This is a genomic window from Microbacterium sp. R86528 (assembly GCF_044596335.1).
GTDB classification, from domain to species: Bacteria; Actinomycetota; Actinomycetes; order Actinomycetales; family Microbacteriaceae; genus Microbacterium; species Microbacterium marmarense.
This window is the reverse complement of the sequence record NZ_CP138996.1, coordinates 1681467-1704432: the sequence shown is the minus strand read 5'-3', so window position 1 is coordinate 1704432 and position 22966 is coordinate 1681467. Positions and strand designations below refer to the sequence as shown.

At 64.0% G+C, this 22966-nt stretch carries 21 protein-coding genes and 1 riboswitch; of the genes, 13 read left to right on the top strand and 8 right to left on the bottom strand.

All coding sequences use genetic code 11. The features are described from left to right. The first annotated feature begins 53 nt into the window (after positions 1-53). A complete protein-coding gene (locus tag SJY18_RS07910; protein WP_396667161.1) occupies positions 54-524 on the top strand; it encodes a hypothetical protein in 471 nt (156 codons plus the stop codon). 33 nt (positions 525-557) lie between these two features. Here SJY18_RS07910 and SJY18_RS07905 read toward each other — a convergent pair whose 3' ends face one another. Together SJY18_RS07905 and SJY18_RS07900 are read right to left on the bottom strand one after the other, a co-directional pair. Then, positions 558-1376, bottom strand: coding sequence for an ABC transporter permease (locus tag SJY18_RS07905; protein WP_396667160.1), 819 nt, complete (start codon positions 1374-1376; stop codon positions 558-560). Further along, positions 1373-2713: an ABC transporter ATP-binding protein gene (locus tag SJY18_RS07900; protein ID WP_396667159.1), complete on the bottom strand. Its 1341-nt coding sequence runs from the start codon at positions 2711-2713 to the stop codon at positions 1373-1375. Before SJY18_RS07900 ends, SJY18_RS07905 begins: the two co-directional genes overlap by 4 nt. A 160-nt stretch (positions 2714-2873) precedes the next feature. Between SJY18_RS07900 and SJY18_RS07895 the strand changes: the two genes are divergently transcribed. Together SJY18_RS07895 and SJY18_RS07890 are read left to right on the top strand one after the other, a co-directional pair. Then, complete coding sequence (locus SJY18_RS07895; protein ID WP_396667158.1) at positions 2874-3935, top strand: enoyl-CoA hydratase/isomerase family protein; 1062 nt, start codon at positions 2874-2876, stop codon at positions 3933-3935. Position 3936: 1 nt separating this feature from the next. Continuing rightward, on the top strand, positions 3937-4866 hold the full coding sequence (locus SJY18_RS07890; protein WP_337336512.1) for a DnaJ domain-containing protein: 930 nt from the start codon (positions 3937-3939) through the stop codon (positions 4864-4866). A 5-nt stretch (positions 4867-4871) separates the two neighbouring features. Here SJY18_RS07890 and SJY18_RS07885 read toward each other — a convergent pair whose 3' ends face one another. Continuing rightward, on the bottom strand, positions 4872-6431 hold the full coding sequence (locus SJY18_RS07885) for a D-alanyl-D-alanine carboxypeptidase family protein (protein WP_396667157.1): 1560 nt from the start codon (positions 6429-6431) through the stop codon (positions 4872-4874). Positions 6432-6469: 38 nt separating this feature from the next. Beyond that, a riboswitch (TPP riboswitch) is annotated at positions 6470-6579 on the top strand. On the opposite strand from SJY18_RS07885, the gene SJY18_RS07880 reads away from it, so the two are divergent. From SJY18_RS07880 to SJY18_RS07860, 5 genes are all read left to right on the top strand, one after another. After that, positions 6573-7229 carry an ECF transporter S component gene (locus tag SJY18_RS07880; protein ID WP_337336510.1) on the top strand — a complete coding sequence of 219 codons (657 nt, stop codon included), beginning with the start codon at positions 6573-6575 and terminating at the stop codon, positions 7227-7229. It overlaps the preceding riboswitch by 7 nt. A 4-nt stretch (positions 7230-7233) precedes the next feature. Then, the gene (locus SJY18_RS07875; RefSeq protein ID WP_396667156.1) at positions 7234-8700 is read left to right on the top strand and encodes an ABC transporter ATP-binding protein; all 1467 of its coding nucleotides are present in this window, start codon (positions 7234-7236) and stop codon (positions 8698-8700) included. Beyond that, positions 8697-9485: an energy-coupling factor transporter transmembrane component T gene (locus SJY18_RS07870; RefSeq protein WP_337336508.1), complete on the top strand. Its 789-nt coding sequence runs from the start codon at positions 8697-8699 to the stop codon at positions 9483-9485. Before SJY18_RS07875 ends, SJY18_RS07870 begins: the two co-directional genes overlap by 4 nt. Before the next feature lie 166 nt (positions 9486-9651). Next, positions 9652-10413 (top strand): SDR family NAD(P)-dependent oxidoreductase, encoded by a 762-nt coding sequence (locus tag SJY18_RS07865; RefSeq protein ID WP_396668896.1) that lies wholly within the window; start codon positions 9652-9654, stop codon positions 10411-10413. An 8-nt stretch (positions 10414-10421) separates the two neighbouring features. Further along, the gene (locus SJY18_RS07860; RefSeq protein WP_396667155.1) at positions 10422-11219 is read left to right on the top strand and encodes an enoyl-CoA hydratase/isomerase family protein; all 798 of its coding nucleotides are present in this window, start codon (positions 10422-10424) and stop codon (positions 11217-11219) included. Between the two features lie 28 nt (positions 11220-11247). Here SJY18_RS07860 and SJY18_RS07855 read toward each other — a convergent pair whose 3' ends face one another. After that, entirely contained in the window at positions 11248-11880 is a 633-nt protein-coding gene (locus SJY18_RS07855; protein WP_396667154.1) for a LysE family translocator, read from the bottom strand. A 187-nt stretch (positions 11881-12067) separates the two neighbouring features. Here SJY18_RS07855 and rlmN point away from each other — a divergent pair, with 187 nt between their 5' ends. Beyond that, complete coding sequence (gene rlmN / locus SJY18_RS07850) at positions 12068-13330, top strand: 23S rRNA (adenine(2503)-C(2))-methyltransferase RlmN (RefSeq protein WP_396667153.1); 1263 nt, start codon at positions 12068-12070, stop codon at positions 13328-13330. 2 nt (positions 13331-13332) lie between these two features. Here rlmN and SJY18_RS07845 read toward each other — a convergent pair whose 3' ends face one another. Next, positions 13333-14967, bottom strand: coding sequence for an L-lactate permease (locus tag SJY18_RS07845; RefSeq protein ID WP_396667152.1), 1635 nt, complete (start codon positions 14965-14967; stop codon positions 13333-13335). Between the two features lie 90 nt (positions 14968-15057). Between SJY18_RS07845 and SJY18_RS07840 the strand changes: the two genes are divergently transcribed. Continuing rightward, complete coding sequence (locus SJY18_RS07840; protein ID WP_337336502.1) at positions 15058-16068, top strand: aldo/keto reductase family protein; 1011 nt, start codon at positions 15058-15060, stop codon at positions 16066-16068. A gap of 28 nt (positions 16069-16096) precedes the next feature. On the opposite strand, the gene SJY18_RS07835 is transcribed toward SJY18_RS07840, so the two are convergent. From SJY18_RS07835 to SJY18_RS07825, 3 genes are all read right to left on the bottom strand, one after another. After that, positions 16097-17074 carry a zinc-binding dehydrogenase gene (locus SJY18_RS07835; protein WP_337336501.1) on the bottom strand — a complete coding sequence of 326 codons (978 nt, stop codon included), beginning with the start codon at positions 17072-17074 and terminating at the stop codon, positions 16097-16099. Between the two features lie 85 nt (positions 17075-17159). Continuing rightward, positions 17160-18770, bottom strand: a complete 1611-nt coding sequence (locus tag SJY18_RS07830; protein ID WP_396667151.1) for an ABC transporter permease — start codon at positions 18768-18770, stop codon at positions 17160-17162. After that, the gene (locus tag SJY18_RS07825; protein WP_396667150.1) at positions 18770-19705 is read right to left on the bottom strand and encodes an ATP-binding cassette domain-containing protein; all 936 of its coding nucleotides are present in this window, start codon (positions 19703-19705) and stop codon (positions 18770-18772) included. The genes SJY18_RS07830 and SJY18_RS07825 overlap by 1 nt, the downstream gene beginning before the upstream one ends. A gap of 157 nt (positions 19706-19862) precedes the next feature. Between SJY18_RS07825 and SJY18_RS07820 the strand changes: the two genes are divergently transcribed. The 3 genes from SJY18_RS07820 to prpB are packed head-to-tail and all read left to right on the top strand — an operon-like array spanning position 19863 to position 22965. Further along, positions 19863-20540, top strand: coding sequence for a GntR family transcriptional regulator (locus tag SJY18_RS07820; RefSeq protein WP_396667149.1), 678 nt, complete (start codon positions 19863-19865; stop codon positions 20538-20540). Further along, positions 20537-22063 carry an MmgE/PrpD family protein gene (locus SJY18_RS07815; protein ID WP_337336497.1) on the top strand — a complete coding sequence of 509 codons (1527 nt, stop codon included), beginning with the start codon at positions 20537-20539 and terminating at the stop codon, positions 22061-22063. Before SJY18_RS07820 ends, SJY18_RS07815 begins: the two co-directional genes overlap by 4 nt. Then, positions 22063-22965, top strand: coding sequence for a methylisocitrate lyase (gene prpB / locus SJY18_RS07810; RefSeq protein WP_337336496.1), 903 nt, complete (start codon positions 22063-22065; stop codon positions 22963-22965). The genes SJY18_RS07815 and prpB overlap by 1 nt, the downstream gene beginning before the upstream one ends. Position 22966: the final 1 nt, after the last annotated feature.

Genomic DNA, 22966 nt, shown 5'->3' with positions numbered 1-22966 from the left:
TCCTGAGAGCAAAATGCCTCAAATCTTTCGCGCGACGCTGGCAGGATAGGTGCATGGTGACTCTGTTCCTTGACTCAACGCGACTCGAAGTCGTGCTGAGCGGCGCGGAGCGCCTCATGGCCTTTTACAAAGGAAACGTGGCGATCGAGCGGTCGACGATCGTTAAAGTGCAGCTGATCGACGACGCCTGGATGTGGCTTCGCGGAGTACCCAGCCCTGGAACGCATCTGCGCGGGGTGGTTGCCATGGGCACCTGGCATTCGACTGCAGCCGATGACTTTGTGGTTGTGCGTCGGCACCGCCCGGGAGTGGTCATCGACCTCGAGGGGCACCCCGAGTTTCAGCGCGTCATTCTCACCACTCGGCACGGGCTAGAGCTCGTTCAGTCGCTTCGCGTCGACGCCGGTGATGAGCGCACGGAGGTCACGGTGATCGCGGCTGAGACGGGAACAATACCGACCGTCGTCGAGAAGAAGCCCCGCGCTCGTCAACCCAAAGCGCCGATCGCTGATTCCGAGGCCTAGCCTGCAGCTCAGCTCAGCTCAGCTCAGCTCAGCTCAGCTCACGTCACGACGCCAGCTGACTAGTGCGCCGAGCGCGAGCAGCGCGGCCGCGTACCCGAGCAGAACGAGCCCGCCAGCCCACCACTCGAGGCTTTCGCCCGTGCCGCCGGGGGCTGCCATTGTCAAGATGCTGGCCCCGACGAGAGCATCGCTGGCGGCTCCCGGCAGATACTGCGTAACCGCCGTCATGCCCTCGACGAAAGCGGCCGCGGTACGCGCGATCGGCTCGATGAACTGGGTGAACACCAAAACTCCCACGATCGCACCCACCTGATTGCGCACAAGCGAGCCGACACCGATTCCCACGAACACCCACAACAGGGTGGCGATCATCATGCGGCCGATCATCGCCCACGTGTCGATCGAATCGAGCTCAGTGTCGAGGCCGTACGCGGCAAGAAGCGCGGCCGAGGGCCCCACGGTGGCGACTACTCCCAACGCTCCGTACAACACGCCCAGCGGAACACTCGCGATCAGTTTCGCCCAGAGCACGCGGCCGCGGCGCGGCACCGCGAGGAAAGTGGGGGTGAGTGTTCTGTGGCGAAACTCACCGGTGACCAGCAGCGTTCCGATCAGCAGCGGAAAGACATAGCCCAAAGAGGTCGCGGCGCTGTAGAGAACGGGCGCGATCTCGGATGCGGGCAGCTGCGGCGCTTCACCGGGGAGCGAGCCCGACGCAGATGCCGCGAAAACGAATCCGAGTGCCCCCGCGCTCGAGCCGACATAGAGCACGAACACGATCGCGAGCACCCACCACATTGAGGTGGAGAACTGCTTTGTGGTTTCGGAGCGGGTGGCCGCGATGAGACTCATCGGGTGGCCTCACCCTCGTCGTCGCGCGAGAGACGGCCCGCGTCGTCGAACGATGAGAAGAAGGCGTCAGCTTCTTCATCAGCATCGGTGCGAACGTAGTCTTCCCACGGGCGATCGTCGTCGGACGGTTCGGGTGGGTCGAGATCTGACTCGGGTTCGAGTTCAGGCTCGGGTTCGGGCGCTGACTCCCGTTCGGGTTCAGGCTCTGCCTCCCGTTCGGGTTCGGGTTCGGGGTCTGTTTCGGGCTCTGACTCCCGTTCGGTTCCGGTTCCGGTTCCGGTTCCGGGTTCGGGGTCTGCTTCGGCTTCGGCTTCGGCTTCTGGTTCGGCTTCTGGTTCTGGTTCTGGCGCTACTTCGCCTTCGGGCGCTGGTGGCGGCTCTGTGCCAGCCGAACGCTCTTCGGCTTCACCCGTCGCGACGGTTCCGTCAGCGCTCGGGTGCGTGCGAGTGCCGTTTGCCAGCTCGAGGAACACCTCTTCTAGCGCCGGGCCGCGCCGGTGCAGCGACGATAGAGCGATGCCCGCATTCGCGGCAACTTGGCCGACCTGAGAGCCATCGAGTCCAGAGACAGTCAAGCCGCTGCGCAACACGTCGAAACTCACATTCGCCGAACGCAGCGCATCTGTCAGTGCGGCACGATCGGGCGCGTCGACGACGGTCGTGTATTCCGCCGGGTCGGTGAGTTCGTCCAGTCGGCCCTGGAACACGAGCCTTCCCTGCGAGATCATCACCAGTGCATCGACGGTCTGCTGCACTTCGGCCAGCAGGTGTGACGAGACGAGCACCGTGCGCCCTTCGCGCGCGAGCTGTCGCAGAAATCCCCTGATCCACTTGATGCCCTCGGGGTCGAGGCCGTTGGTCGGCTCGTCCAATACCAGCACACCCGGATCTCCCAGCAGCGCGGTCGCCAGCCCCAGCCGCTGCCTCATACCAAGGGAATACCCTCCCGCGCTGCGCCCTGCAGCATCCGAAAGTCCGACAAGGCCGAGCACCTCATCGACACGTTTCTTGGGTAGGCCAGCCGCGCGGGCATAGACCAGCAGATGGTTTGCGCCCGAGCGTCCAGGGTGAAAACTCGATGCTTCGAGCACAGCGCCCACGGTCTGCAACGGATTCGCCAGCGACCGGTACGCACTGCCCCCGATTGTGGCGGTGCCTTCACTGGCGCGCACCAGGCCGAGCAGAATGCGCAAACTGGTGGTCTTTCCAGCCCCGTTCGGCCCGAGAAATCCGGTGACTTGTCCGGGCTCGACGCGAGCAGTCAGCCGCGAGACTGCGGCGATGGTTCCGAAACGCTTGGTGAGCCTCGAGAATTCGAGCACCTGTCCATCCGGCATGCGAACCCCCTCTTCGTCGCGAGTGCTTCACCATATCTTTGCGGAAAGTTCGCCATTCGTGCGCGAAAATGTTGTTCGACGCGTCTTCACTGTGCCATCGGCAGTCGATCCTGAACGTGCTCGCGCAAGCGACCAAGCTCCCGCGGGTAGGGTGGCGCTCGTGAGCGAAGCGTCCGAATCCACTGTGATCACCCAGACTCGAGCCGGCGTGGGGCGTCTTACCCTCAATAGGCCAAGAGCCATCAACGCCGTCGATATCGGCATGGTTCGGGCCTTGGCGAAGGTTCTCGATGACTGGGAGAGTGACACCGACGTCGAACTGATCGTGATCGACGGCGCAGGTGATCGCGGCCTGTGTGCGGGTGGTGATATTCGCGATCTGTCCGCGCGGGTGAGCTCCGGAGCGATCGACGATGCGGCCGAGTTCTTTCGCGCTGAGTACGCGCTGAACGCGCGTATTGCCGAGTACCCGAAGCCCATCGTCGCTTTCGCCGATGGAATCACGATGGGTGGAGGCGTGGGGTTGGCGGGCCATGCTCGCTTGCGCATCGTCACCGAGCGTTCGAAGCTGGCAATGCCTGAGACTCGCATCGGCTTCACTCCTGACGTAGGCGGCACGTGGCTGTTGTCTAAGGCTCCTGGGCGAATCGGCGAGTTCTTGGCCCTGACGAGTGGGGTAATGGATGCTGCTGACGCGCTGTATGCCGGGTTCGCTGACCAGCTGGTGCCCGCAGATCACTTGCACGCGCTCTACGACGCATTCGAAACCCGCGCCGATCCCGCGAGCCCCGCCGAACTGGTGTTGCTCTTTGACGAGACGGCTCCCCCCTCGAAGCTTGAAGCTGCGCGCGAGTGGATCGACGACACGTTCTCGGCTGACACCGTCGATGAGATCATCGAGCGACTGCGCGAGCGCACCGAAGATCAGGCGGCAACGACTGCCGACCTTCTGGAAGAGCTCTCGCCGACTGCGCTCACCGTGACGCTGGCGTCTGTGAGGCGAGCCCGCCAACTCGGCAGCCTGCGTGAGGCACTCGAAGCCGAATACGGACTTGTGCTCTGGTTCGCGTCGACCCAGCCAGACTTGGTCGAAGGAATCCGTGCGCAGGTCATCGACAAAGACCGCACCCCACGCTGGCAACCGGCTTCGCTCGGCGAGATTCACCCTGACATGCTCGAATCCGCCCTCAACTATCGCCCGGCCGTGGCGCTGTGGAGCTGACGTGTTCGACAGTCCCCTTTCGGCTTCCGCCTATGAAGTTCTGCAAGTACCGCCCGACTGCGACGAAGAGACGCTGCGCAAGGCCTACCGTCTGAGGCTTCGCCAAACGCATCCAGACACCGGCGGCGACTCGGCGCAGTTCATTCAGGTGCAGCGCGCCTGGGAACTGGTGGGAACTGCCGCGGCACGCCAAAGCTACGATCGGGGCCACGGTTTCGGCGAGACACCCGCCCCGGAGTGGTCGGGATGGCGCCCAACGCAGACCGAAACGCGCGATACCAGACCTCGCGCCCGTTCCTTCGGCCAGCCGGGCGGATGGCGTCGCGAGCGATACCTCACGCTGATCCGCGAGTGGGCGGGCAGAGGGGTCACTCTTACCGATCCCTACGACCCGGCTCTCGTGCGCTCGGCGCCGCACCACATCAGACGACTGCTCGCTGACGCGCTCGCCGAAGAAGCGACCGCGCGCATCGTTGGCGACCTCGGGATGGGATACACCGTCTGGCACGACGTCGACGCGTCGGGGCGTGACGCGAGACCCGACGTCAAGATCGACCACATCGTTCTCGGACCCAGCGGCCTGTACGGACTGCTGTCAGAGGACTTCGGCGGGGCGATCAAGATGCGGCGCGGCGAGATCATCGGCGACGCGGTGTCGGGAGCGCCGATCGGCGATCTGCTGGCACGTATGCGCACGGCCGCCCGCGCGGCCCGAGTGAAGTTCAGCGGTGCGATCGTTGTGCTGCCCGATGACGACGTGGTGCAGGTGATCGACGAGATAGGAAAGGTGCGGGGGCTGCCGGTGGCCGTCGTCGCCCAGTCAGGACTCTCGGCGGTGTTGCGCCGCGGAATCACCGGTGCTCGTTCGATGGGCGGCAACGAGGTTTTCGACGTGCGAACCCGACTGCAGCAGACCGTTCGGTTCGCCTGAGCTGATCAGTCAGCGAGGCCGAAGAGCTCGAGCGGGTGGGTGATTCTCCACCACGCTGTGGGCTCTTCGACGTCAGACTGCAAGACGAGCTCGACCGATGCGGAATCCAAGGGGCCGTCGACGCTTAGAGTGCCGACCGGCTCGCCCTCGATGCGCGAGTCGTCGAGCGCGTAGGTCGTGTTGACAGTGCCTGAATCCCCGTTCCACAAGATCACGGCGGCATCGTCGTTTGTGATGATGTTGACCGGCTCAGCCCAGAGCGTGTGAACCTGCCCAGCGACGGTGCCCGCGGTGACCGACGGGACGAGCTGCAGTTCTGCCTCGGTTTGGTCGTATAGCGCGCGGGAGACGTCAAGTCGCTCGTCGTTGTCAGGCTGTCCGAGAACAGCGGCGTACATCGTCACCGGTGTTTCGCCAACTGTGACGGTCTTGGCTGAGAGCAGGTTCCACGCGGTGAGCGTTCCGGTTTTGATGCCCAGCACCCCGGGATCTGAGAGTAGATCGTTGGTGTTCTCGACCAATCCGGCTCCGGGCAGTTCGACCGATTGCTTGGCGACGATTTCAGCGATGACCGGGTCGGCAAGGGCCTTCTGCGCGAGGGCGATGAGGGCCGCAGGTGTGGCGACGTTGCCCTCGTCGATTCCGGTCGGCTCGACGATTGTGATGTCTTCGAGGCCATGAAGACTGAGCCAACTGTTCGCAGCGCTCGCAAACACTGCGTCAGACGGCCATAGGTTGCTGGCGAGAATGTCTGCGTAGTTGTTCGCTGAGCCAATGAGCATGCCTTCGAGCAGCTGATACTCGGTCAGGCTGCCGTCTACGGGCACATCAAGCGCTGATTCGCCCCGGTAGCGATACTGCCAATAGTCCGCACTGTCTGCGTAGCTGAACGAGAACGAAGGCCCCTCTTCGCCGACGTTCAAGGGCATCTCGTCAAGAACAACCAGCGCGGTGACGACTTTGGTGATGCTGGCGATCGAATCGAGCTCTCCCGTTGACTCGAGCACGCCGGGGATCCCCGCGACAGCGATCGACGCGCTGCCCTCGTTCGGCCATGTCGGCGCAGCGTCGGGTGCACCGGCCGGCTGAACCTCGCTTGCGGTGATCGTCGGGGTCACGGCGTACAGCGGCCAAAGCAAGGTTGTTGCGAGGTACCCGCCGACTACCAGAAACACCGCGAGGATCGGCACGAGAACGCTCGCCCGCAGGGGTGAGCGGCGCGGCGCATCAGCCAGCAGGTCGGCGCCCACCGGAAGGTAACCAGAATTGGTTCCCGCGAGGTCAGCGGGTGGGTTGCCAGTGGCAATCGAGGACTCATCGACCCATGTGAGTGCCAGAGTCGTTGCGGCGGGCTCGGTGATTGGCGTCGATTCCACTCTGTCGAGCGCTTCGTTGGAGTGCACATCTGCGACGTCGGGCGAATCGTCGACAGCGCTTGACTCGTCGCTGGACGTCGGATCATCGAGGGGCGCCGCCAGCACATCGTCGCGGTCGAATGACAGATTCTCGAACTCGGCGGTGCGACGGGAACGCCGCGTCGGGGCCGGAGCGTCATCCACAGTCACCCGATCAAGATACCTCGCCGCTGGACGCGTATACTCATCGACACAACCACGGGAGTCCACCGAGCTGGGCTGAGAGGGAGCGAATCGCGCTTCGACCGTCGAACCTGATCTGGGTAATGCCAGCGCAGGGAGGAGAGATAGATGGCTACGTCCACGTCCACATCAGCATCCAATTCTGCATCTCGCGGAACACCGAACGCACCCGAGCGGGTCTTGAAATGGCGCGTCGTCGATATCGTCGTCGCCAGCGTGATCGGTGTCGCATCCGGCCTGATCTTCTTGGCCTGGAATGTGCTCTACCAGGGACCTTCCGCGCTGCTTGAGCCGCTGTTGCCAGGGTTGCAGGGGCTCTTGGATGGCCCCTGGCTGTTCGCCGGAGTGCTCGGCGCGCTCATCATCCGCAAACCCGGTGCCGCGCTTTACACCGAGCTTCTCGCAGCAGCGGTGTCAGCACTCACACTCGTGGGCAACACGTGGGGTGCGTTCCTCACGCTCGAGGCGGGCCTCATTCAGGGTCTGGGTGCCGAACTGATCTTCTTGGCATTCTTCTACCGGCGCTGGTCGCTGCCGGTGGCCATACTCGCAGGCATGGGCGCGGCTCTTGCTGGCGGCATCAACAATCTTGTGCTTTGGTACGCCGGTGCCGATCTGCAATTCGTTGTGGTGTACCTGATCAGCACTCTGATCTCGGGTGCAGTGATCGCGGGAGCGCTGTCGTGGGTTCTGGCCCGCGGTATCGCCGCGACCGGTGCGCTCGATCGATTCGCCTCGGGCCGCGAGACCCGCGAACGCGTCTAGCCGCATGAACGGGTCGGAGATTCGACCCGCCGCGGTGAGCGCACGCGGCTGGGGATGGCGTCATGCCAGTCGCGCCGCGTGGGCACTGCGTGATGTCTCGTTTCGCATCGAACCTGGTGAGCGCGTGCTGCTGCTCGGAGCGTCGGGTGCTGGAAAATCCACACTCATGCACGCGCTCGCCGGAGTTCTCGGTGGTGACGACGAGGGAGAGGCCGAGGGCGACCTGCTCATCGACGGCGTGCCCGCGGCGGCAGCTCGCGGTCGAGCGGGGCTCGTGTTGCAAGACCCTGACTCTCAGGTGATCTTGGCGCGGGTGGGTGACGATGTCGCCTTCGGCTGCGAGAACCTGGGTGTACCGCGTGACGAGATCTGGCAGCGCGTGGGCAGCGCCCTTGATCAGGTGGGCTTGAATGGATCGCTTGATCGCTCGACCGCGGCGCTGTCAGGCGGACAGAAGCAGCGATTGGCTCTCGCCGGAGTCCTCGCGATGCGCCCTGGGCTCGTGCTACTGGACGAACCCACAGCCAATCTCGATCCCGCTGGCGTTGCCGAGGTGCAACGCTCGGTCGCCTCGATGCTAGAGAGCTCAGACGCCACCCTCGTGGTGGTCGAGCATCGCCTCGACGTGTGGCTGCCGCTGGTGACCCGCGTGATCGTGCTGGGCGAAGCGGGGGTTGTCGCCGACGGAACCCCGGGAGAGGTGCTCAGCGCGCGTGGGCGAGAACTGGCCGCGAGCGGCGTGTGGGTTCCCGGAATCCCCCCGGCTTTTCCGCCGGCGCCCACGCATGCACCCGGACCCGCTCTGCTGTCGGCTCACGATATGACCGTCGCGCGAGTGAAAGGGCGGGCGGTCGCGTCTGACATCTCGCTCGACCTTCGCGAGGGTGAGGCCCTGGCGATCACGGGACCCAACGGCGTGGGAAAGTCGACCCTGGGGCTCACTGTCGCTGGTCTGCTTGCTCCGAGTGCAGGTCGCTTAACAGCAGGTGCACTCCTTCGGCGCGAGGCTGCCCCCTCACCCATCAAGTGGTCATCGAAGCAACTGCTCACGCGTATCGGCACCGTGTTTCAGCATCCTGAACATCAGCTTCTCGAAAAAACCGTGCGAGCAGAACTCGAAGTCGGTCCGCGCGCGCTCGGCCTGCCAGAGGGCGAGATCGCCGTGCGCGTTGACGAAGTGCTGGCCCGGTTGCGCCTCGAACAGCTCGCGCGCGCCAATCCGTACACGCTCTCGGGTGGTGAGAAGCGTCGCCTCACGGTCGCTGCAGCACTGGTGACCCGCCCCCGCGTGCTGGTGTTGGATGAACCCACATTCGGCCAGGACGCGAGAACGTGGGCCGAGCTGATCGCTCTGCTTGCGCGATTGCGCGACGAAGGCTCTGCGATCGTCACGATCACCCATGATGCCGACGTCGTCGCCGCGCTCGCGGCAACACGATTCGAGATGGCAACGGCGGTGAAGGCGCTGTGACCCTGCTCGACGCCCGCGCGCGCACGAGCGCCGTCGCTCGCATAAACCCGGTGGCAAAGCTCGGCGCCGCAATGCTCATCACGGTGCCACTCGTGCTCACCCTCGACGTTGTCTCGGCCACAGTCGCGCTGGTTCTCGAGCTGATGCTTGCGCCGTTCGCCGGGCTCGGCTGGCGCGAGTTCTGGGCACGCACATGGTTGCTGTGGGTGCTTGCACCACTGACTGGCCTCACGATTGCGCTGTATGGCCGAACCGCCGGCGAGGTGTACTTCGAGTGGTTTGCCATCACCGTGAGTGATGGATCGCTCTACCTGGCGCTGGCGACCACCCTTCGCGTGCTCGCCATCGCGCTGCCGTCAGTCGTGCTGTTCGCGAGCGTCGATCCGACCGATCTAGCTGACGGCCTCGCCCAGATACTGAAGCTTCCATCGCGGTTTGTGCTGGGCGCCCTGGCTGGCCTGCGCATGGTGGGGCTGTTCATCGACGACTGGCGGTCGCTCGAACTCGCTCGACGGGCACGCGGGGTGGCCGATCGCGGAAGGTTGCGACGGTTCTTCGGCATGGCCTTCGCTCTGCTGGTGCTGTCTATTCGCCGTGGCGCCAAACTCGCCACCGCCATGGAGGCGCGCGGCTTCGGCTCGGATATCCCCCGAACCTGGGCGCGCACATCGACGTTCGGCGGGCGTGAGTGGGCGCTGATGGCGGTAGGCCTGGCGATTGCGGTCATCGCGGTGACGGCGGCGATTGCCACCGGCGCGTGGAACTTCATTCTCGGGCCAGAGTAGACGGCGCGACACGTGCAGAGGTCGCGGTGGCGGGCGAGAGTGATGGCTGCCCGCTCCGCCTTAGGCTGCTGAATGACACCCGAGGCTCGCCGTGAAACGCAGTGCCGCGTATGGTGGGATGCAGTCGCGGCTTGCCCTCAGGGCCGCGCAGTTCGAAGGAGAACGTATGCAGCTTTCGGGTGCTTCTGCCCTCATCACCGGTGGCGCGAGTGGGCTTGGCTTTGCCACCGCGACGCGGCTCGCAGCCGCTGGCGTTGCCGTCACGATCGTTGACCTCGCCTCATCTGCGGGTGACGAAGCCGCCGCGCAGATCGGCGGTATCTTCGCCCCCGCAGATGTGACCGACGTCGAGCAGGTCGCCGCCGCGGTTGCCACCGCCTCGTCAGACGTGCCGCTTCGCATTGTCGTGAACTGCGCGGGTATCGCGCCGCCAGCGAAGGTGCTCGATCGCGAGGGAAACCCGACATCGTTGGCGGACTTCGAGCGCATCATCCGCATCAACCTGGTGGGCACCTTCAACGTCATCTCGCAGGCGTCCGCTGTCATGGCCCGCACCGAGCCGACCGCCAGCGGCGACCGCGGTGTGATTATCAACACCGCGAGCGTTGCTGCGTTCGACGGGCAGATCGGCCAGCCCGCCTACTCAGCGAGCAAGGGCGGGGTGCACGCGATGACCCTGCCGATCGCACGCGAGCTTGCGCGCTATGGCATCCGCGTGAACACGATTGCCCCCGGCATCATGGAGACCCCGATGCTGATGGGCTTGCCGCAGGCCGCTCAAGACTCGCTCGGTCAGCAGGTGCCGTACCCGCAGCGGCTTGGCCGACCTGATGAATACGCGCGCTTGGCAGCATCCATCATCGACAACGACTATCTCAACGGCGAAACGATCCGTCTCGACGGCGCAATTCGCATGGCACCGAAGTAAGGGAACTCATGAGCGATTCGATCATTGTCCACATCGCCGACGGGCTTGCCCGCGTGACGTTCAATCGCCCCGCGTACCTCAATGCCATGGGGTTCGAGATGGGCACTCGGTGGCGTGAGGTTGCACACGAGATCACGACTGACTCTTCGGTCGGCGCCGTGATCCTCGACGCTGCGGGTCCGGCGTTCTGCGCCGGCGGTGACGTGTTCGAGATGGGCACCTCGGGAGCGACTGGCGCCGACGTCACCAAGATGGCGCACACCATTCATGACGGCATTCGCACGTTCGTCGAATCTGACAAACCCATCGTCGCCGCCGTGCAGGGCGCTGTCGCTGGTGGCGGTCTCGGCCTGATGCTCACTGCCGACTACATCGTCGCCGCAGACTCGTCGAAGTTCGTGTGCAAGTACGCCAACATCGGCCTTTCGCCCGACCTCGGTGTTTCGACGTTGCTCACCCAGGCTGTCGGGCAGCGCCGTGCGCTGCAACTGGTGTTGCAAGATCGTGCGCTGAGTGCGCAAGAGGCACTCGAGTGGGGACTCGTAGCCGAGGTGCTGCCTCAAGGCGAGATCGCGTCACGCGCTGAGGCGGTTGCGCAGTTCTGGCTCGGCAACGCCACCGCAGCATTCGGCCAAGCCAAGCGTCTGGTGCGCACGAGCAGCCAACGCACATTCCGCGAGAACCTCGATGACGAAGCAGCATCGATCGGCGCGAGCTTCGACACCGAGGAATCGAAGGTGCGTGTCGCCGGTTTCGTCGCAGCGACCGCCAAGAGCGCGGCAGGAGCAACGAAGGCGAGCTCTTGATGATGGATGCTGCGGCGCCGCAGCATCGCTAGTGGGCACCGAAGAGCAGAATCACGCCGAGCACGACCATGAGGCAGCCGCCGACTGCGGTGAGAGTTTCGATTCGCTTCGGTGACTTTCCAAACCACTCGCGCGCTGCCGCGGCGGTGAGCGCCCACGCGCCATCCGAGATCAACGCGATCATGAAGAAGACCATGCCGAGTTGCGCCATTTGCCAGGGCACTGAGCCCGCGTCAACGTCGACGAACTGGGGCAACACCGCGACGAAGAACGCGAGCGACTTCGGGTTCGTGATTCCCACGACGAAACCTTCCCCCAGCTGCCGCCAGGCGGAGCGAGGGATCGTGCCGCTGATAGTCGCAGACGCAGCCCGGGTGCGGTGTCGAAACGCCTGCACCCCGAGAAAGATCAAATAGCCAGCGCCGGCCAGTTTCACAATCGTGAAGAGAACCTCTGAACGCGCGACCACGCCACCCACGCCCAAAGCCACGAGCGCGATGATCGGGAGCAGGCCGAGCAGGGTACCGAGAACGCTCAGCAGGCCGCCCCGTCTGCCGAGCGCAAGGGCACGCCCGATGGTGAACAAAACGCTGGGCCCCGGAATGACGATCAGCACGACCGACGCGAGCATAAACGCGAAGAGGCTATCGAGGGGGACCACCTAGCCACGATAGAGGCTACGGGGGAAGAAACGGCCCCACCAGCACCTCGACGACGCCGTTCTCACGCCACCAGAGACGCACCCGCTGATCATGATGACCGGTGAGGCTCGGTGGAATCGAGGCGGTCCTGCGCCACGCGTGCCGCCTACACGAGTTCCTGCCAGCCGCGTCGCCTACCCTGAAGGTATGACTGAGACCCGTCCGCCCAATCGCGGCATCCGCTCAACCGGCGCTTCCACACCCCAGGTGCGACCCGCGACCGAGGGCTGGACTCAGAAGAAGGATGCTGACGGCAAGCCGCTTCTGCAGTTCGCCTCGCCCAAGCGCGGCAAACCGCCCGTGCACCTAGCCGACCTCTCACCTGAAGATCGGGTCGCCAAAGTCAAAGAGCTCGGTCTTCCCGGCTTTCGCGCTGGCCAGCTTGAGAAGCACTATTTCACTCACTACACCTCTGACGCGTCGAAGATGAGCGACCTGCCTGCCGACAGTCGCGAGGAACTCGTTCACGGCATGTTGCCGCCGCTCCTCACCGAGGTGAAACGGCTTGAAACTGACCGAGGCGACACGATCAAATTCTTGTGGAAGCTGCACGACGGTGCCCTCGTAGAGTCCGTGCTCATGCGCTACCCCGGGCGAATCACTCTCTGTGTGTCGTCGCAGGCCGGCTGCGGCATGAACTGCCCGTTCTGTGCGACAGGGCAAGCCGGCCTTACCCGCAACATGTCAGCTGCCGAGATCGTTGAACAGATCGTGCGCGCCAATCGTCTTATCGCAGACGGTGGCCTGGGTGGCAAGAAGAGCACCGACCACAGCCTCGACCGAGTCTCGAACATCGTGTTCATGGGCATGGGAGAGCCGCTGGCCAACTACGCGCGGGTGATGCAGGCAATCCGCGTGATGACCGACAAGAAGCATGGGCTAGGGATGAGCGCGCGCGGCATCACGGTCTCGACAGTCGGCCTCGTTCCTGCCATCAACAAGCTCGCGGCCGAAGAGATTCCGGTCACGTTCGCGCTGTCACTTCACGCGCCTGACGACACCCTTCGAGACGAGCTGATCCCGGTGAACTCGAAGTGGAAAGTGGATGAGGCGCTCGACGCCGCTCGTGCCTACTTCGACAAAACCGGCCGACGCGTGTCGATCGAGTACGCGCTCATCAAAGACATGAACGATCATGCCTGGCGCGCTGACCTGCTGGCGAAGAAACTCAACGACCGAGGGCGCGGGTGGGTTCACGTGAACCCGATTCCGTTGAACCCGACCCCTGGCTCAATCTGGACGGCATCTGAGGTGCCGGTGCAGAACGAGTTCGTTCGACGGCTGAACGAAGCCGGTATTCCGACCACGCTGCGCGACACGCGGGGCAAAGAGATCGATGGCGCCTGCGGTCAGCTCGTAGCCACCGAAGACGATCAGGCCGACGCCGAGGCAACGCCCGTGTCGGTCTAGCGCTAGCCGATCGCTACGCTGGCGCCCGCGGGCAACACGAGTGACAACAGCATGACCCACACGCAGATGAAGGCCAAGATGCCGAGACTGTACTTGATCGTCGAGCGCAGAATCTCACCCTCGCGACCGATGAGCCCCACCGCGCCCGCGGCGATGGCAATCGACTGAGGCGAGACCAGCTTCGCAGCCGTGCCGCCGGCGGTGTTCGCCGCGACGAGCAGGGTCGGATCGACCCCGATCTGCTGGGCCGTGACAGCCTGCAGATGTGCGAAGAGCGTGTTGTTGTTGACCACCGAGCCGGTGATGAACACACCGAACCAACCAATGATCGGTGCGAACAGCGGGAAGATGAGGCCGACTCCGGCGAGCGCGTTGCCGATGCTGGCTGACCCGCCTGAGTAGTTGGCGATATTGGCGACGACGAGAATCAGAGCGATCAGCACGATCGGCTTCCACAGTTCACGGATCGTGCCGATGAACTGCTGACCAAGATCCTTCACGCTCAACTGCGGCGTGGTGAAGAAGGTGATCAAAATGGCGATCAGAATCGCCGTTCCCGTCGCATTGACGGGAGTGAACGCCCACGCCGCCGTCGTTGCCTCATCAGAGCCAGCGGGAACGATCACGCCGGTCACACCGGGGATCGGAACGGAGTACACGAGCCAAGCGAGCGGACCGTCTGCTGCGAACAGTGACTTGAACCACGGGATGCTCCACACGAAGATCACCGCGGTGAGAATGTAGAACGGGCTCCACGCGACAACGACATCGCCGAAGTCTTGCTTCACCGGCGTCGGGATCTCGCCGCCACCCTCGCGGTAGATGTTGCGGGGCTTCCACGAGCGGCACACCACAAAGACGATGACCATGGCGATCAAGCCAGGCAAGATGTCGGCAAGCTCAGGGCCGAGCGTCAACAGAATGCCCGCCTGCACGGCGCTGTAGCCGGCACTCACTGCAAGAGTGATCGGCCAGGTCTCACGAACACCGCGCCAGCCGTCGAGGATCATCACGAGCAAGAACGGCGTCGCCAAAGCAACCAGCTGCAACACGAGCACCATCTGGGCCGACAGCGCCATCAGCTCGACATCGCCCACCTGAGCGCCGACGATCACGGGAATACCGATGGCGCCGTAAGCGCCTGCAGCCACGTTGGCAACGAGTGACAGCATGGCCGCCTTGACCGGCTTGAAGCCGAGTTGCACCAGCAGAGCAGCACAGATCGCGATCGGCACGCCGAACCCTGCGGCGCCCTCAAGGAACGCCCCGAAGCCGAAGCTGATCAGCAGCACTTGAACGCGTTGATCGGGCGAAACCCCCGAGATGCTTGTGCGAATGATGTCGAAGCGCCCGCTGGCGACGGTGAGCTTGTAGAGCCACACCGCCATCACGATGATGTACGCGATAGGCCAGATCGCCGTGAGAATGCCGAGCAGCCCTGCGCCCGCAACAGAGGGGAGGGGCATGCCGAATGGCCAGATCGCAACGATGATCTCTAGGCCAACGGCAATGAGGGCAGCCGTGATGCCCTTCATCTTCAGCACGACGAGGCACAGCAGAAAAACCATGATCGGAATGACAGCGATCAGGGCCGACAGCCACAGTTGGCCTACCGGATCAATGGTCTGGCTCCACACCGCATCTCCCCGTTCGTTCGCCTGTGCGCAGGATCAGGGTAGTGGTTGCAAGGAACAGATTGCGAGGGCAGTGCCGGATACGCTGGAGCAATGGTCAACTATCGCTATCTCGGCAACAGCGGCTTCAAAGTCACAGAGATCACCTATGGCAACTGGGTGACGCACGCATCACAGGTCGAGAACGACGCTGCCATCGCCACGGTGCACAAGGCGCTCGATCTCGGAATCACCAGCTTTGACACTGCCGACACCTATGCGAACACGGCGGCGGAATCTATTCTCGGCGAAGCGCTCAAAGGACAGCGGCGTGAGTCGCTTGAGATCTTCACGAAGGTCTATTGGCCGACCGGGCCCAAGGGCGCGAACGACACCGGCCTGTCGCGCAAGCACATCTTCGAGAGCATCAACGGCTCACTCAACCGCCTCGGATTGGACTACGTCGACCTCTATCAGGCGCACCGATACGACTACGAGACACCGATCGAAGAGACGATGCAGGCATTCGCCGATATTGTCCGTCAGGGCAAGGCGCTCTACATCGGGGTGTCGGAGTGGACAGCTGAGCAGTTGCGCGAAGGCCACGCACTCGCGAAGCAGATGAACTTTCAGCTGGTGTCGAACCAGCCGCAGTACTCGGCGCTATGGCGCGTCATCGAGAACAAGGTCGTGCCCACGTCAGAGGGCCTTGGCATGTCGCAAATCGTGTGGTCGCCGATGGCGCAGGGAGTGCTCAGCGGCAAGTACCTTCCCGGTCAGCCTCTTCCTGCAGGGTCACGTGCTACCGACGACAAAAGCGGCGCACAGTTCATCAAGAGTTTTCTGCGCGATGAAGTGCTTGAGGCGGTGCAGAAACTCAAGCCGCTCGCCGAGCAAGCGGGTCTCACCATGCCGCAGCTCGCGATCGCTTGGGTATTGCAGAACAAGAACGTCGCGGCAGCGCTCGTGGGTGCCTCACGCCCGGAGCAACTCGAAGACTCGGTCAAGGCATCGGGCGTGACCCTCGACGCTGACCTCCTCGAAGCGATGGATGCTGCGCTTGCGCCTGTCGCCATCACCGACCCCGAAGAAACCTACTCGGTGTCGCCCAAGACCCGCGTCTGAGCCAGTGACCATCGCTGCGGCCTGAGCGTCAGGGGCGCAGCAGCACCTTGCCCGCGCGGCCCGCTTCGCCATTTGCGGTGACAGCTTTCGCGATCTCGTCGAGCGAATAGATCGCCTCGACGGGCAACGTGAGCACACCCGATGCGATGCGCTCGTTGAGCTCGCCGAACAGCGCCTGACGCTTGTCTGCCGACAGCTTCGTGATGACCGTCGAGCCCCAGAATCCTCGCACGGTGAGATCGCGGAAGATGATGGGCCCTGAAGGCAGTTTCATCAGCGACGAGTCCATCGCCCCGAAGACCACCAGCGTGCCGCCTTCGCCGAGCAGCGTGAGCATCTTGCCGCTGGCTGAGCCGCCTACTGAGTCGACGGCCGCGATGATTGGCGCACCGCCGGTCACTTCGCGTGCCTGGTCAACCCAGTCGTCGGTGTCGGTAGCCACGACGCGGTGAATTCCCTGGGCGGCGAGTTCTGCGATGCCCGCTTCTCGGCGGACCAGGCCCAATACATTGATGCCGCGCGCGGAGGCGAGCTGAGCAACAAGACGCCCGACCGCTCCGTTCGCTGCATTCTGAACGAGCCAATCGCCTTCATTGAGGTTGAGGCTGTCGATGAGGCTGATGGCGCTGAAGGGCATCGCCACCAACTGCGCGGCCATTTCGTCGGGTACGCCATCGGGCACCGGAATGAGGCCGCTTGCGCGCGCGATCACGTATTCCGCCCACACTCCGAACGTGCCGGCGACCGCCACGCGCTGCCCGACTTCGAGGCTGTGCACACCCTCACCGATCGCATCGACGATTCCGACCGCTTCGGTGCCAGCCCGTGCTGGAAGGTCGGGAACGAAACCGTATTCCCCGCGTACAGTCCACAGATCATGGTTGTGAATAGGTGAGAGCACTACGCGCAGTCGCACTTCGCCCGATCCGGGTTCGATCTGCGGCACCTCCTCGACGGCGAGGACGTCTGCCGGGTTGCCGAACTGCTGCTGGACGATTGCGCGCATATGGAGCTCCTTAATTCGTTCTCCCGCCACTCTTTCACGCGCGCAGGCCCCGGGGCGCGAAAAAGGCGTTGTGAGCCGCCACTGGCTATTCCGACGGGGCGAGCTCCCGCCGACGCATCAATGACAGCGCCGCGAGTACTCCGATGGCGATGGCCGCCACGAGCCACCAGAGTCCTCGTACGTCAACGCCGTCGCCACTGACGATGGGGGCGACGCCGACCGGGGAGAGGTGCACCAACCATTCGGGCAAGCCGAAGATTGGCCCGAATAGGCCCAAGACAGCAGCAAGTGCAATGAAACTCCACCCGAGGGGAATCGTAAGGCGAGGCGCGAGCGTGAAGACAAGAGCAGTCGCCACGACGAACACCGACGCCGCAACTGCTTGTCCGCTTCCGGTCACCACAGCATCGCGCATCGCATTCCACGACGAGCCCTGCGAAGCGATGCCGACAGCAGCGCCCGCGAACGCGGCCCCCACAACGATCAGCACGACGGCAACCCCGACGGCCAGATACCCGGCGAGCCAGCGCACGCGAGCGACGGGCGAGGCGAGCACGATCTCGGCGGTGCCGCGAGTTTCTTCTTGTCGTGCCCGACACATCACCTGAACGCCGGCGCACGCCGCAAGCACGCCGAGCATGGTGAAGAAAGTGGTCAAAGTCGCCTGCTCGATATCGCCTGCACCAGCAATCTGGTTGATCATCTCTTGCACCGACGGATTGTCGGCGCCGATCTCTTCGACGACGGTCGCGAGTGTTGTTGCCAGAACTCCCACCAGCAATCCGCCGACTGCCCAGCCGAGCGCGCCGCCGCGCGCGAGCCGCCAGGCGAGCCCGGTCGGCGTGGCAAGCGCCGCGGTGGCTGAGGCAGGGCCGAGCCGTTCAGCGACGAAGCTCTCGCCGAGATCGCGTCTTGATGCCAGCAGGATCGCAGCCGCTGAGAGGGCGCCCCCGAGCGCAAGGCACAGCAGCAAGGGCCAAAGGAGGTCGTCAGAGAACGGGCGCACATTCTCGCCCCAGCCGAATGGTGAAAGCCAGGTGAGCCACGAGCTTTCCATGCGGGTGAGGTCGTCACTCGGGGTTCCAATGGCGTTGCCGACCCCGCAGAGCATAAAGGTCGTCAGCATTGCCCACACTGCGACCGCATTGGCGCCGCGTGATGTGCGCATCAATTGAGCGGCCATCAGCCCGACTCCGAGAAAGCTGATGCCCACGGCGCCGGCCGCTGCGCCAGCGATCAAAGATCCCAGGGCGTCCAACCCCACGGCGATGAAGGCGACCGCGGTCAGCAACGCGAGCGCGATGTTGGCGAAGAAGCCGTGAATAGCGGTCGCGAGCACCGGCCGGGTGCGGCCAGCGGGCGTAGCAGAAACCAGTTCGGCGCGCCCTTCCTCTTCATCGCCGCGGGTGTGCCGCACGGCGAGGAACAAGCTCATCATCGACGCGAGAATGGCCAGCCACGGAAAGATGAGAAAGACGATGAATGCCGCTTCGTCGGCGCCCGACGGCAATCCGCGAAATAGCAGTATGACCGGATTGGCAATGGCGGCAGCCAACAGCGCGGCGCGTTCTTGCTCGGTTGCAAACGAGCTGACAACCCCGACGTAGCCAAGGCCTGCCATCGCGGCGGTGCCAACGACCCACATCGACAGCTGTCTAGCGTCACGTCTGGCTCGCTGCGCGAGCAGTGCACCCATCATCGGGAGGCTGCTCGCACGTCGCCGGGGTGCGTGTCGGCTGTCGAACCGTAGTGACGTAGGAACAGCTCTTCCAGCGAGGGCGGAGTCACTCTGAGCCCGGCGACCTGCCACGAGGCCAAAGTGGGCAGCAGAGCGGTGATGCGATCGCTGTCGACGGTGAATGTGACGCGACCCTGGTCGGTGATCACGTTGTGCGCGTCAGCGAGAGCTGCTGCAGGTGCAGCATCCGAGCCTTCGAAAGAGACCTCGGTGCGGGTGAGATGACGCAGATCTGCGAGAGTGCCGCTTTCGACGATCCGCCCGGCGCGAATGATGCTCACCTGATCGCACAGCAGTTCGACTTCCGAGAGGATATGGCTCGACAACAGCACCGTGGCGCCTTCGGCTTTCACCCGAGCGATCTCTTGGCGAAAGACCACTTCCATCAGAGGGTCGAGGCCGCTCGTGGGCTCGTCGAGAATGTACAAATCGGCTGGTACCGCGAAAGCGGCGATCAGCGCGACCTTCTGCCGGTTTCCCTTGGAATAGGCTCGTCCCTTCTTGCGGGGGTCGAACTCGAGCATGTTCATGAGTCGTTCTTTGCTCGCGAGGTAGCGGGTGCCTTTTCGGTCGGCTCCTCGCAGTCGTGCCAGGAAGTCGATCGCTTCACCACCCGAGAGGTTCGGCCACACGCTGACGTCTCCGGGAACGTAGGCGATGCGCGTGTGCAGAGATGCTGCTTGCCGCCACGGGTCGGCGCCGAAAACGTGCACTTCGCCGCCGCTTGCGCGGGCAAGCCCGAGCAGCACGCGGATGGCGGTCGACTTGCCAGCGCCGTTCGGGCCGAGAAAGCCATGAACCTGTCCTTCGCGCACCGCGAGGTCGAGACCGTCGAGAGCACGGACCTTGCCGTAGTGCTTGGTGAGTGCGTGCGTGCGGATGAGATCGCTCATGGTCGCTGACTTTACGCCGACCGCCGAGGTTTGTGAATACATGCCCTACCACGGCGCTACAAGTATGTATACGTTAAAGCGAAAAGCATGGAAGTCTGTGGCGCGCGGTGGTACTTGTGTATACACTAAATACCAGAGTCGTCCAGCGGAGGTGAGCATGCGGGCAAGTGATCGCGCCTACGCCATTCTGCTTGACGAGATTCAGTCCGGAGTGCTTGCTCCCGGCGCAGTTCTCGCAGAAGTTGAGCAGTCCACCCGCCTCGGTGTGAGTCGAACCCCGCTGCGAGAAGCGCTCAGCCGGCTGACCACTGACGGACTCGCCGTTCAGCAGTCGCCGCGAGTCACCGTGGTGAGCGATGTGGATACCAGCGACATTCGCGAACTCTTCGAACTGCGACGTGCGCTCGAAGAGACTGCAGCTCGCTTGGCGGCCGAGCGGGGCGATGCGTCCGCTTTCGCAGAGCTTGCTCGCGCTTTCGGGCAGGCGACTCTCACTCACGGTGACGACCTCGATGCCTACTACTCGCTGATTGCGCAGTTCGACGCGCAACTCGATGCGGCCGTAGTGAACGACTACCTCACTTCAGCGCTGCGCAACGTGCGCACTCATCTGGTTCGCGTGCGCCGGCTCGCGCGCGACAACCCCGACCGGCTTGCGGCATCCGTCGCCGAGCACCGCCTGATCGCGTCTGCAATCGCGGCGCGCGACGCCGACCTGGCTGCCCACGCAACCCACGTGCACCTGCACAACGCGCTGAGCAGCATCCTGACCGCTCTCGACTCGCCAACCGGCGGGTCGCCAGCAGCATCGCCATCTACCCAAGGAGCAGCATGACCGTCAACCACCATCTTCGCGCCCACCGCAGTGACGAGAATCTCGCGCGCGAGGGTCAGCTCGCCTGGCGCATCGCCGAGATCGCCGTCGACCCCGTAGAGGTTGAGCAAGCAGTGGTCGACATGATCATCAACCGCGTGATCGACAACGCCGCGGTCGCTGCCGCTTCGATCACACGTGCCCCGGTGAGCGCTGCCCGTCAGCAAGCGCTTGATCACCCGGTGTCGGTGGGGGGCAAGGGTGCGAGCATCTTCGGCTGCAACGTGGAACGTCGTACCTCTCCCGAATGGGCGGCATGGGCAAATGGCGTGGCAGTGCGCGAGCTCGACTACCACGACACCTTCTTGGCGGCGGAGTACTCTCACCCGGGTGACAACATTCCGCCGATCGTGGCAGTAGCTCAGCACGTCGGCGCCGACGGTCATGCGCTCGTGCGAGGTCTCGCGACCGGCTATGAGATCCAGGTTGACCTGGTGAGGGCGATCTCGCTGCACAAGCACAAGATCGACCACGTCGCACACCTCGGACCATCAGCGGCCGCGGGTATCGGAACTCTGCTGGGCCTCGACACAGAGACGATCTACCAGGCCGTCGGTCAGGCGCTGCACACCACGACCGCCACGCGTCAATCGCGCAAGGGCGAGATCTCGACATGGAAGGCGCACGCCCCCGCCTTCGCCGGAAAGATGGCCGTTGAGGCTGTCGACCGCGCGATGCGCGGCGAGACTTCACCGTCGCCCATCTACGAGGGTGAAGACGGGGTCATCGCCTGGATGCTCGACGGACCCGACGCCTCGTACGAGGTGCCGTTGCCGACCGCAGGGGAGCCCAAGCGGGGCATTCTCGATACCTACACAAAAGAGCACTCTGCGGAGTACCAGGCGCAGGCGTGGATTGACCTTGCACGCAAGCTGCACAGCGAATCGCCCGCGGCGATGGACCCTGCCAACGTTGAGTCGATCGTGCTGCACACTTCGCACCACACGCACTACGTCATCGGCTCTGGCGCAAACGACCCGCAGAAGTACGACCCCACGGCATCGCGTGAGACCCTCGACCACTCGATTCCCTATATCTTCGCCGTCGCCCTTCAAGACGGCGGGTGGCACCACGTCGACTCGTATGCACCCTCGCGTGCGGGCCGCGAAGACACGGTGGCGCTGTGGCACAAGATCACCACCGCCGAAGACGCCGAATGGACACGTCGATACCACTCCGAAGACCCCAACGAGAAGGCATTCGGCGGACGCGTGGTGATCACGATGACCGACGGCACGGTGCTCGAAGACGAGATCGCGGTGGCCGACGCCCATCCGCTCGGCGCGCGGCCCTTCGTCCGCGAGGACTACATCCGCAAGTTCCGTCTGCTCGCAGAGCCGGTGCTCGAAGAAGCGGAGATCGAGCGGTTCCTCGATTTGGCCGAACGGTTGCCGGAACTCACCGTAGAAGAGGTGCGTGAACTGACCATCGTCGCAAAGCCCGGGGTGTTGGCGGCGGCCCCCGCGCCCAAGGGCCTGTTCTGATGCTGCATTCGACTGTTCCCGCGCACGAGAAGCGTCGCCTGTTCCGTGAGCGGCTGGCCTCTGGCGAGCTGCTGCGTTTTCCGGGCGCCTTCAACCCGCTGAGCGCCCGCATGATCGAACGCAAGGGTTTCGAGGGCGTCTACATCTCAGGCGCGGTGCTCTCAGCAGATCTTGGGTTGCCCGACATCGGGCTCACTACGCTGACCGAGGTCGCGGGCCGCGGGCAGCAGATCGCTCGCATGACTGATCTGCCTGCGATCATCGATGCCGACACCGGCTTCGGTGAGCCGATGAATGTCGCTCGCACGATTCAGACACTCGAAGACGCGGGGCTTGCGGGAACGCACATCGAAGACCAGATCAACCCCAAACGCTGCGGGCACCTTGACGGCAAAGCGGTGGTTGACGAAGGCACCGCCGTCAAGCGCATCCGTGCGGCGGTAGATGCGCGGCGAGACCCGAATTTCTTGATCATGGCTCGCACCGACATCGCGGCGGTCGACGGTATCGATGCCGCTATTGATCGGGCCAAGGCACTGGTGGATGCTGGCGCTGACGCGATCTTCCCCGAGGCGATGCGCAGCCTTGCCGAGTTCGAGGCGATGCGCACCGCACTTGACGTGCCGATCCTCGCCAATATGACCGAGTTCGGCAAGAGTGAGCTGTTCTCAAGCGAGCAGCTTCGCAGCGCCGGAGTCAACATCGTCATCTGGCCGGTGTCGCTGTTGCGGATCGCTATGGGCGCAGCATCCCGAGCGCTCGATACTCTGCTTGATGAGGGGCATCTCACGAACAAGCTCGACGAGATGCAGCACCGGGCCGACCTTTACGAGCTGATCGACTACGAGCAGTACAACCACTTTGACCAAGACATCTTCAACTTTGAGATTGTGAAGGACTGAG

What these genes read in the sequence shown, in the direction of transcription:
- SJY18_RS07835 (WP_337336501.1), bottom strand. Translation starts at nt 17,074, where the DNA reads ATGCGCGCAATCGTCCAGCAGCAGTTCGGCAACCCGGCAGACGTCCTC.
- prpB (WP_337336496.1), top strand. Translation starts at nt 22,063, where the DNA reads ATGCTGCATTCGACTGTTCCCGCGCACGAGAAGCGTCGCCTGTTCCGT.
- SJY18_RS07820 (WP_396667149.1), top strand. Translation starts at nt 19,863, where the DNA reads ATGCGGGCAAGTGATCGCGCCTACGCCATTCTGCTTGACGAGATTCAG.
- SJY18_RS07815 (WP_337336497.1), top strand. Translation starts at nt 20,537, where the DNA reads ATGACCGTCAACCACCATCTTCGCGCCCACCGCAGTGACGAGAATCTC.
- rlmN (WP_396667153.1), top strand. Translation starts at nt 12,068, where the DNA reads ATGACTGAGACCCGTCCGCCCAATCGCGGCATCCGCTCAACCGGCGCT.
- SJY18_RS07900 (WP_396667159.1), bottom strand. Translation starts at nt 2,713, where the DNA reads ATGCCGGATGGACAGGTGCTCGAATTCTCGAGGCTCACCAAGCGTTTC.
- SJY18_RS07880 (WP_337336510.1), top strand. Translation starts at nt 6,573, where the DNA reads ATGGCTACGTCCACGTCCACATCAGCATCCAATTCTGCATCTCGCGGA.
- SJY18_RS07905 (WP_396667160.1), bottom strand. Translation starts at nt 1,376, where the DNA reads ATGAGTCTCATCGCGGCCACCCGCTCCGAAACCACAAAGCAGTTCTCC.
- SJY18_RS07830 (WP_396667151.1), bottom strand. Translation starts at nt 18,770, where the DNA reads ATGGGTGCACTGCTCGCGCAGCGAGCCAGACGTGACGCTAGACAGCTG.
- SJY18_RS07825 (WP_396667150.1), bottom strand. Translation starts at nt 19,705, where the DNA reads ATGAGCGATCTCATCCGCACGCACGCACTCACCAAGCACTACGGCAAG.
- SJY18_RS07875 (WP_396667156.1), top strand. Translation starts at nt 7,234, where the DNA reads ATGAACGGGTCGGAGATTCGACCCGCCGCGGTGAGCGCACGCGGCTGG.
- SJY18_RS07910 (WP_396667161.1), top strand. Translation starts at nt 54, where the DNA reads ATGGTGACTCTGTTCCTTGACTCAACGCGACTCGAAGTCGTGCTGAGC.
- SJY18_RS07865 (WP_396668896.1), top strand. Translation starts at nt 9,652, where the DNA reads ATGCAGCTTTCGGGTGCTTCTGCCCTCATCACCGGTGGCGCGAGTGGG.
- SJY18_RS07840 (WP_337336502.1), top strand. Translation starts at nt 15,058, where the DNA reads ATGGTCAACTATCGCTATCTCGGCAACAGCGGCTTCAAAGTCACAGAG.
- SJY18_RS07860 (WP_396667155.1), top strand. Translation starts at nt 10,422, where the DNA reads ATGAGCGATTCGATCATTGTCCACATCGCCGACGGGCTTGCCCGCGTG.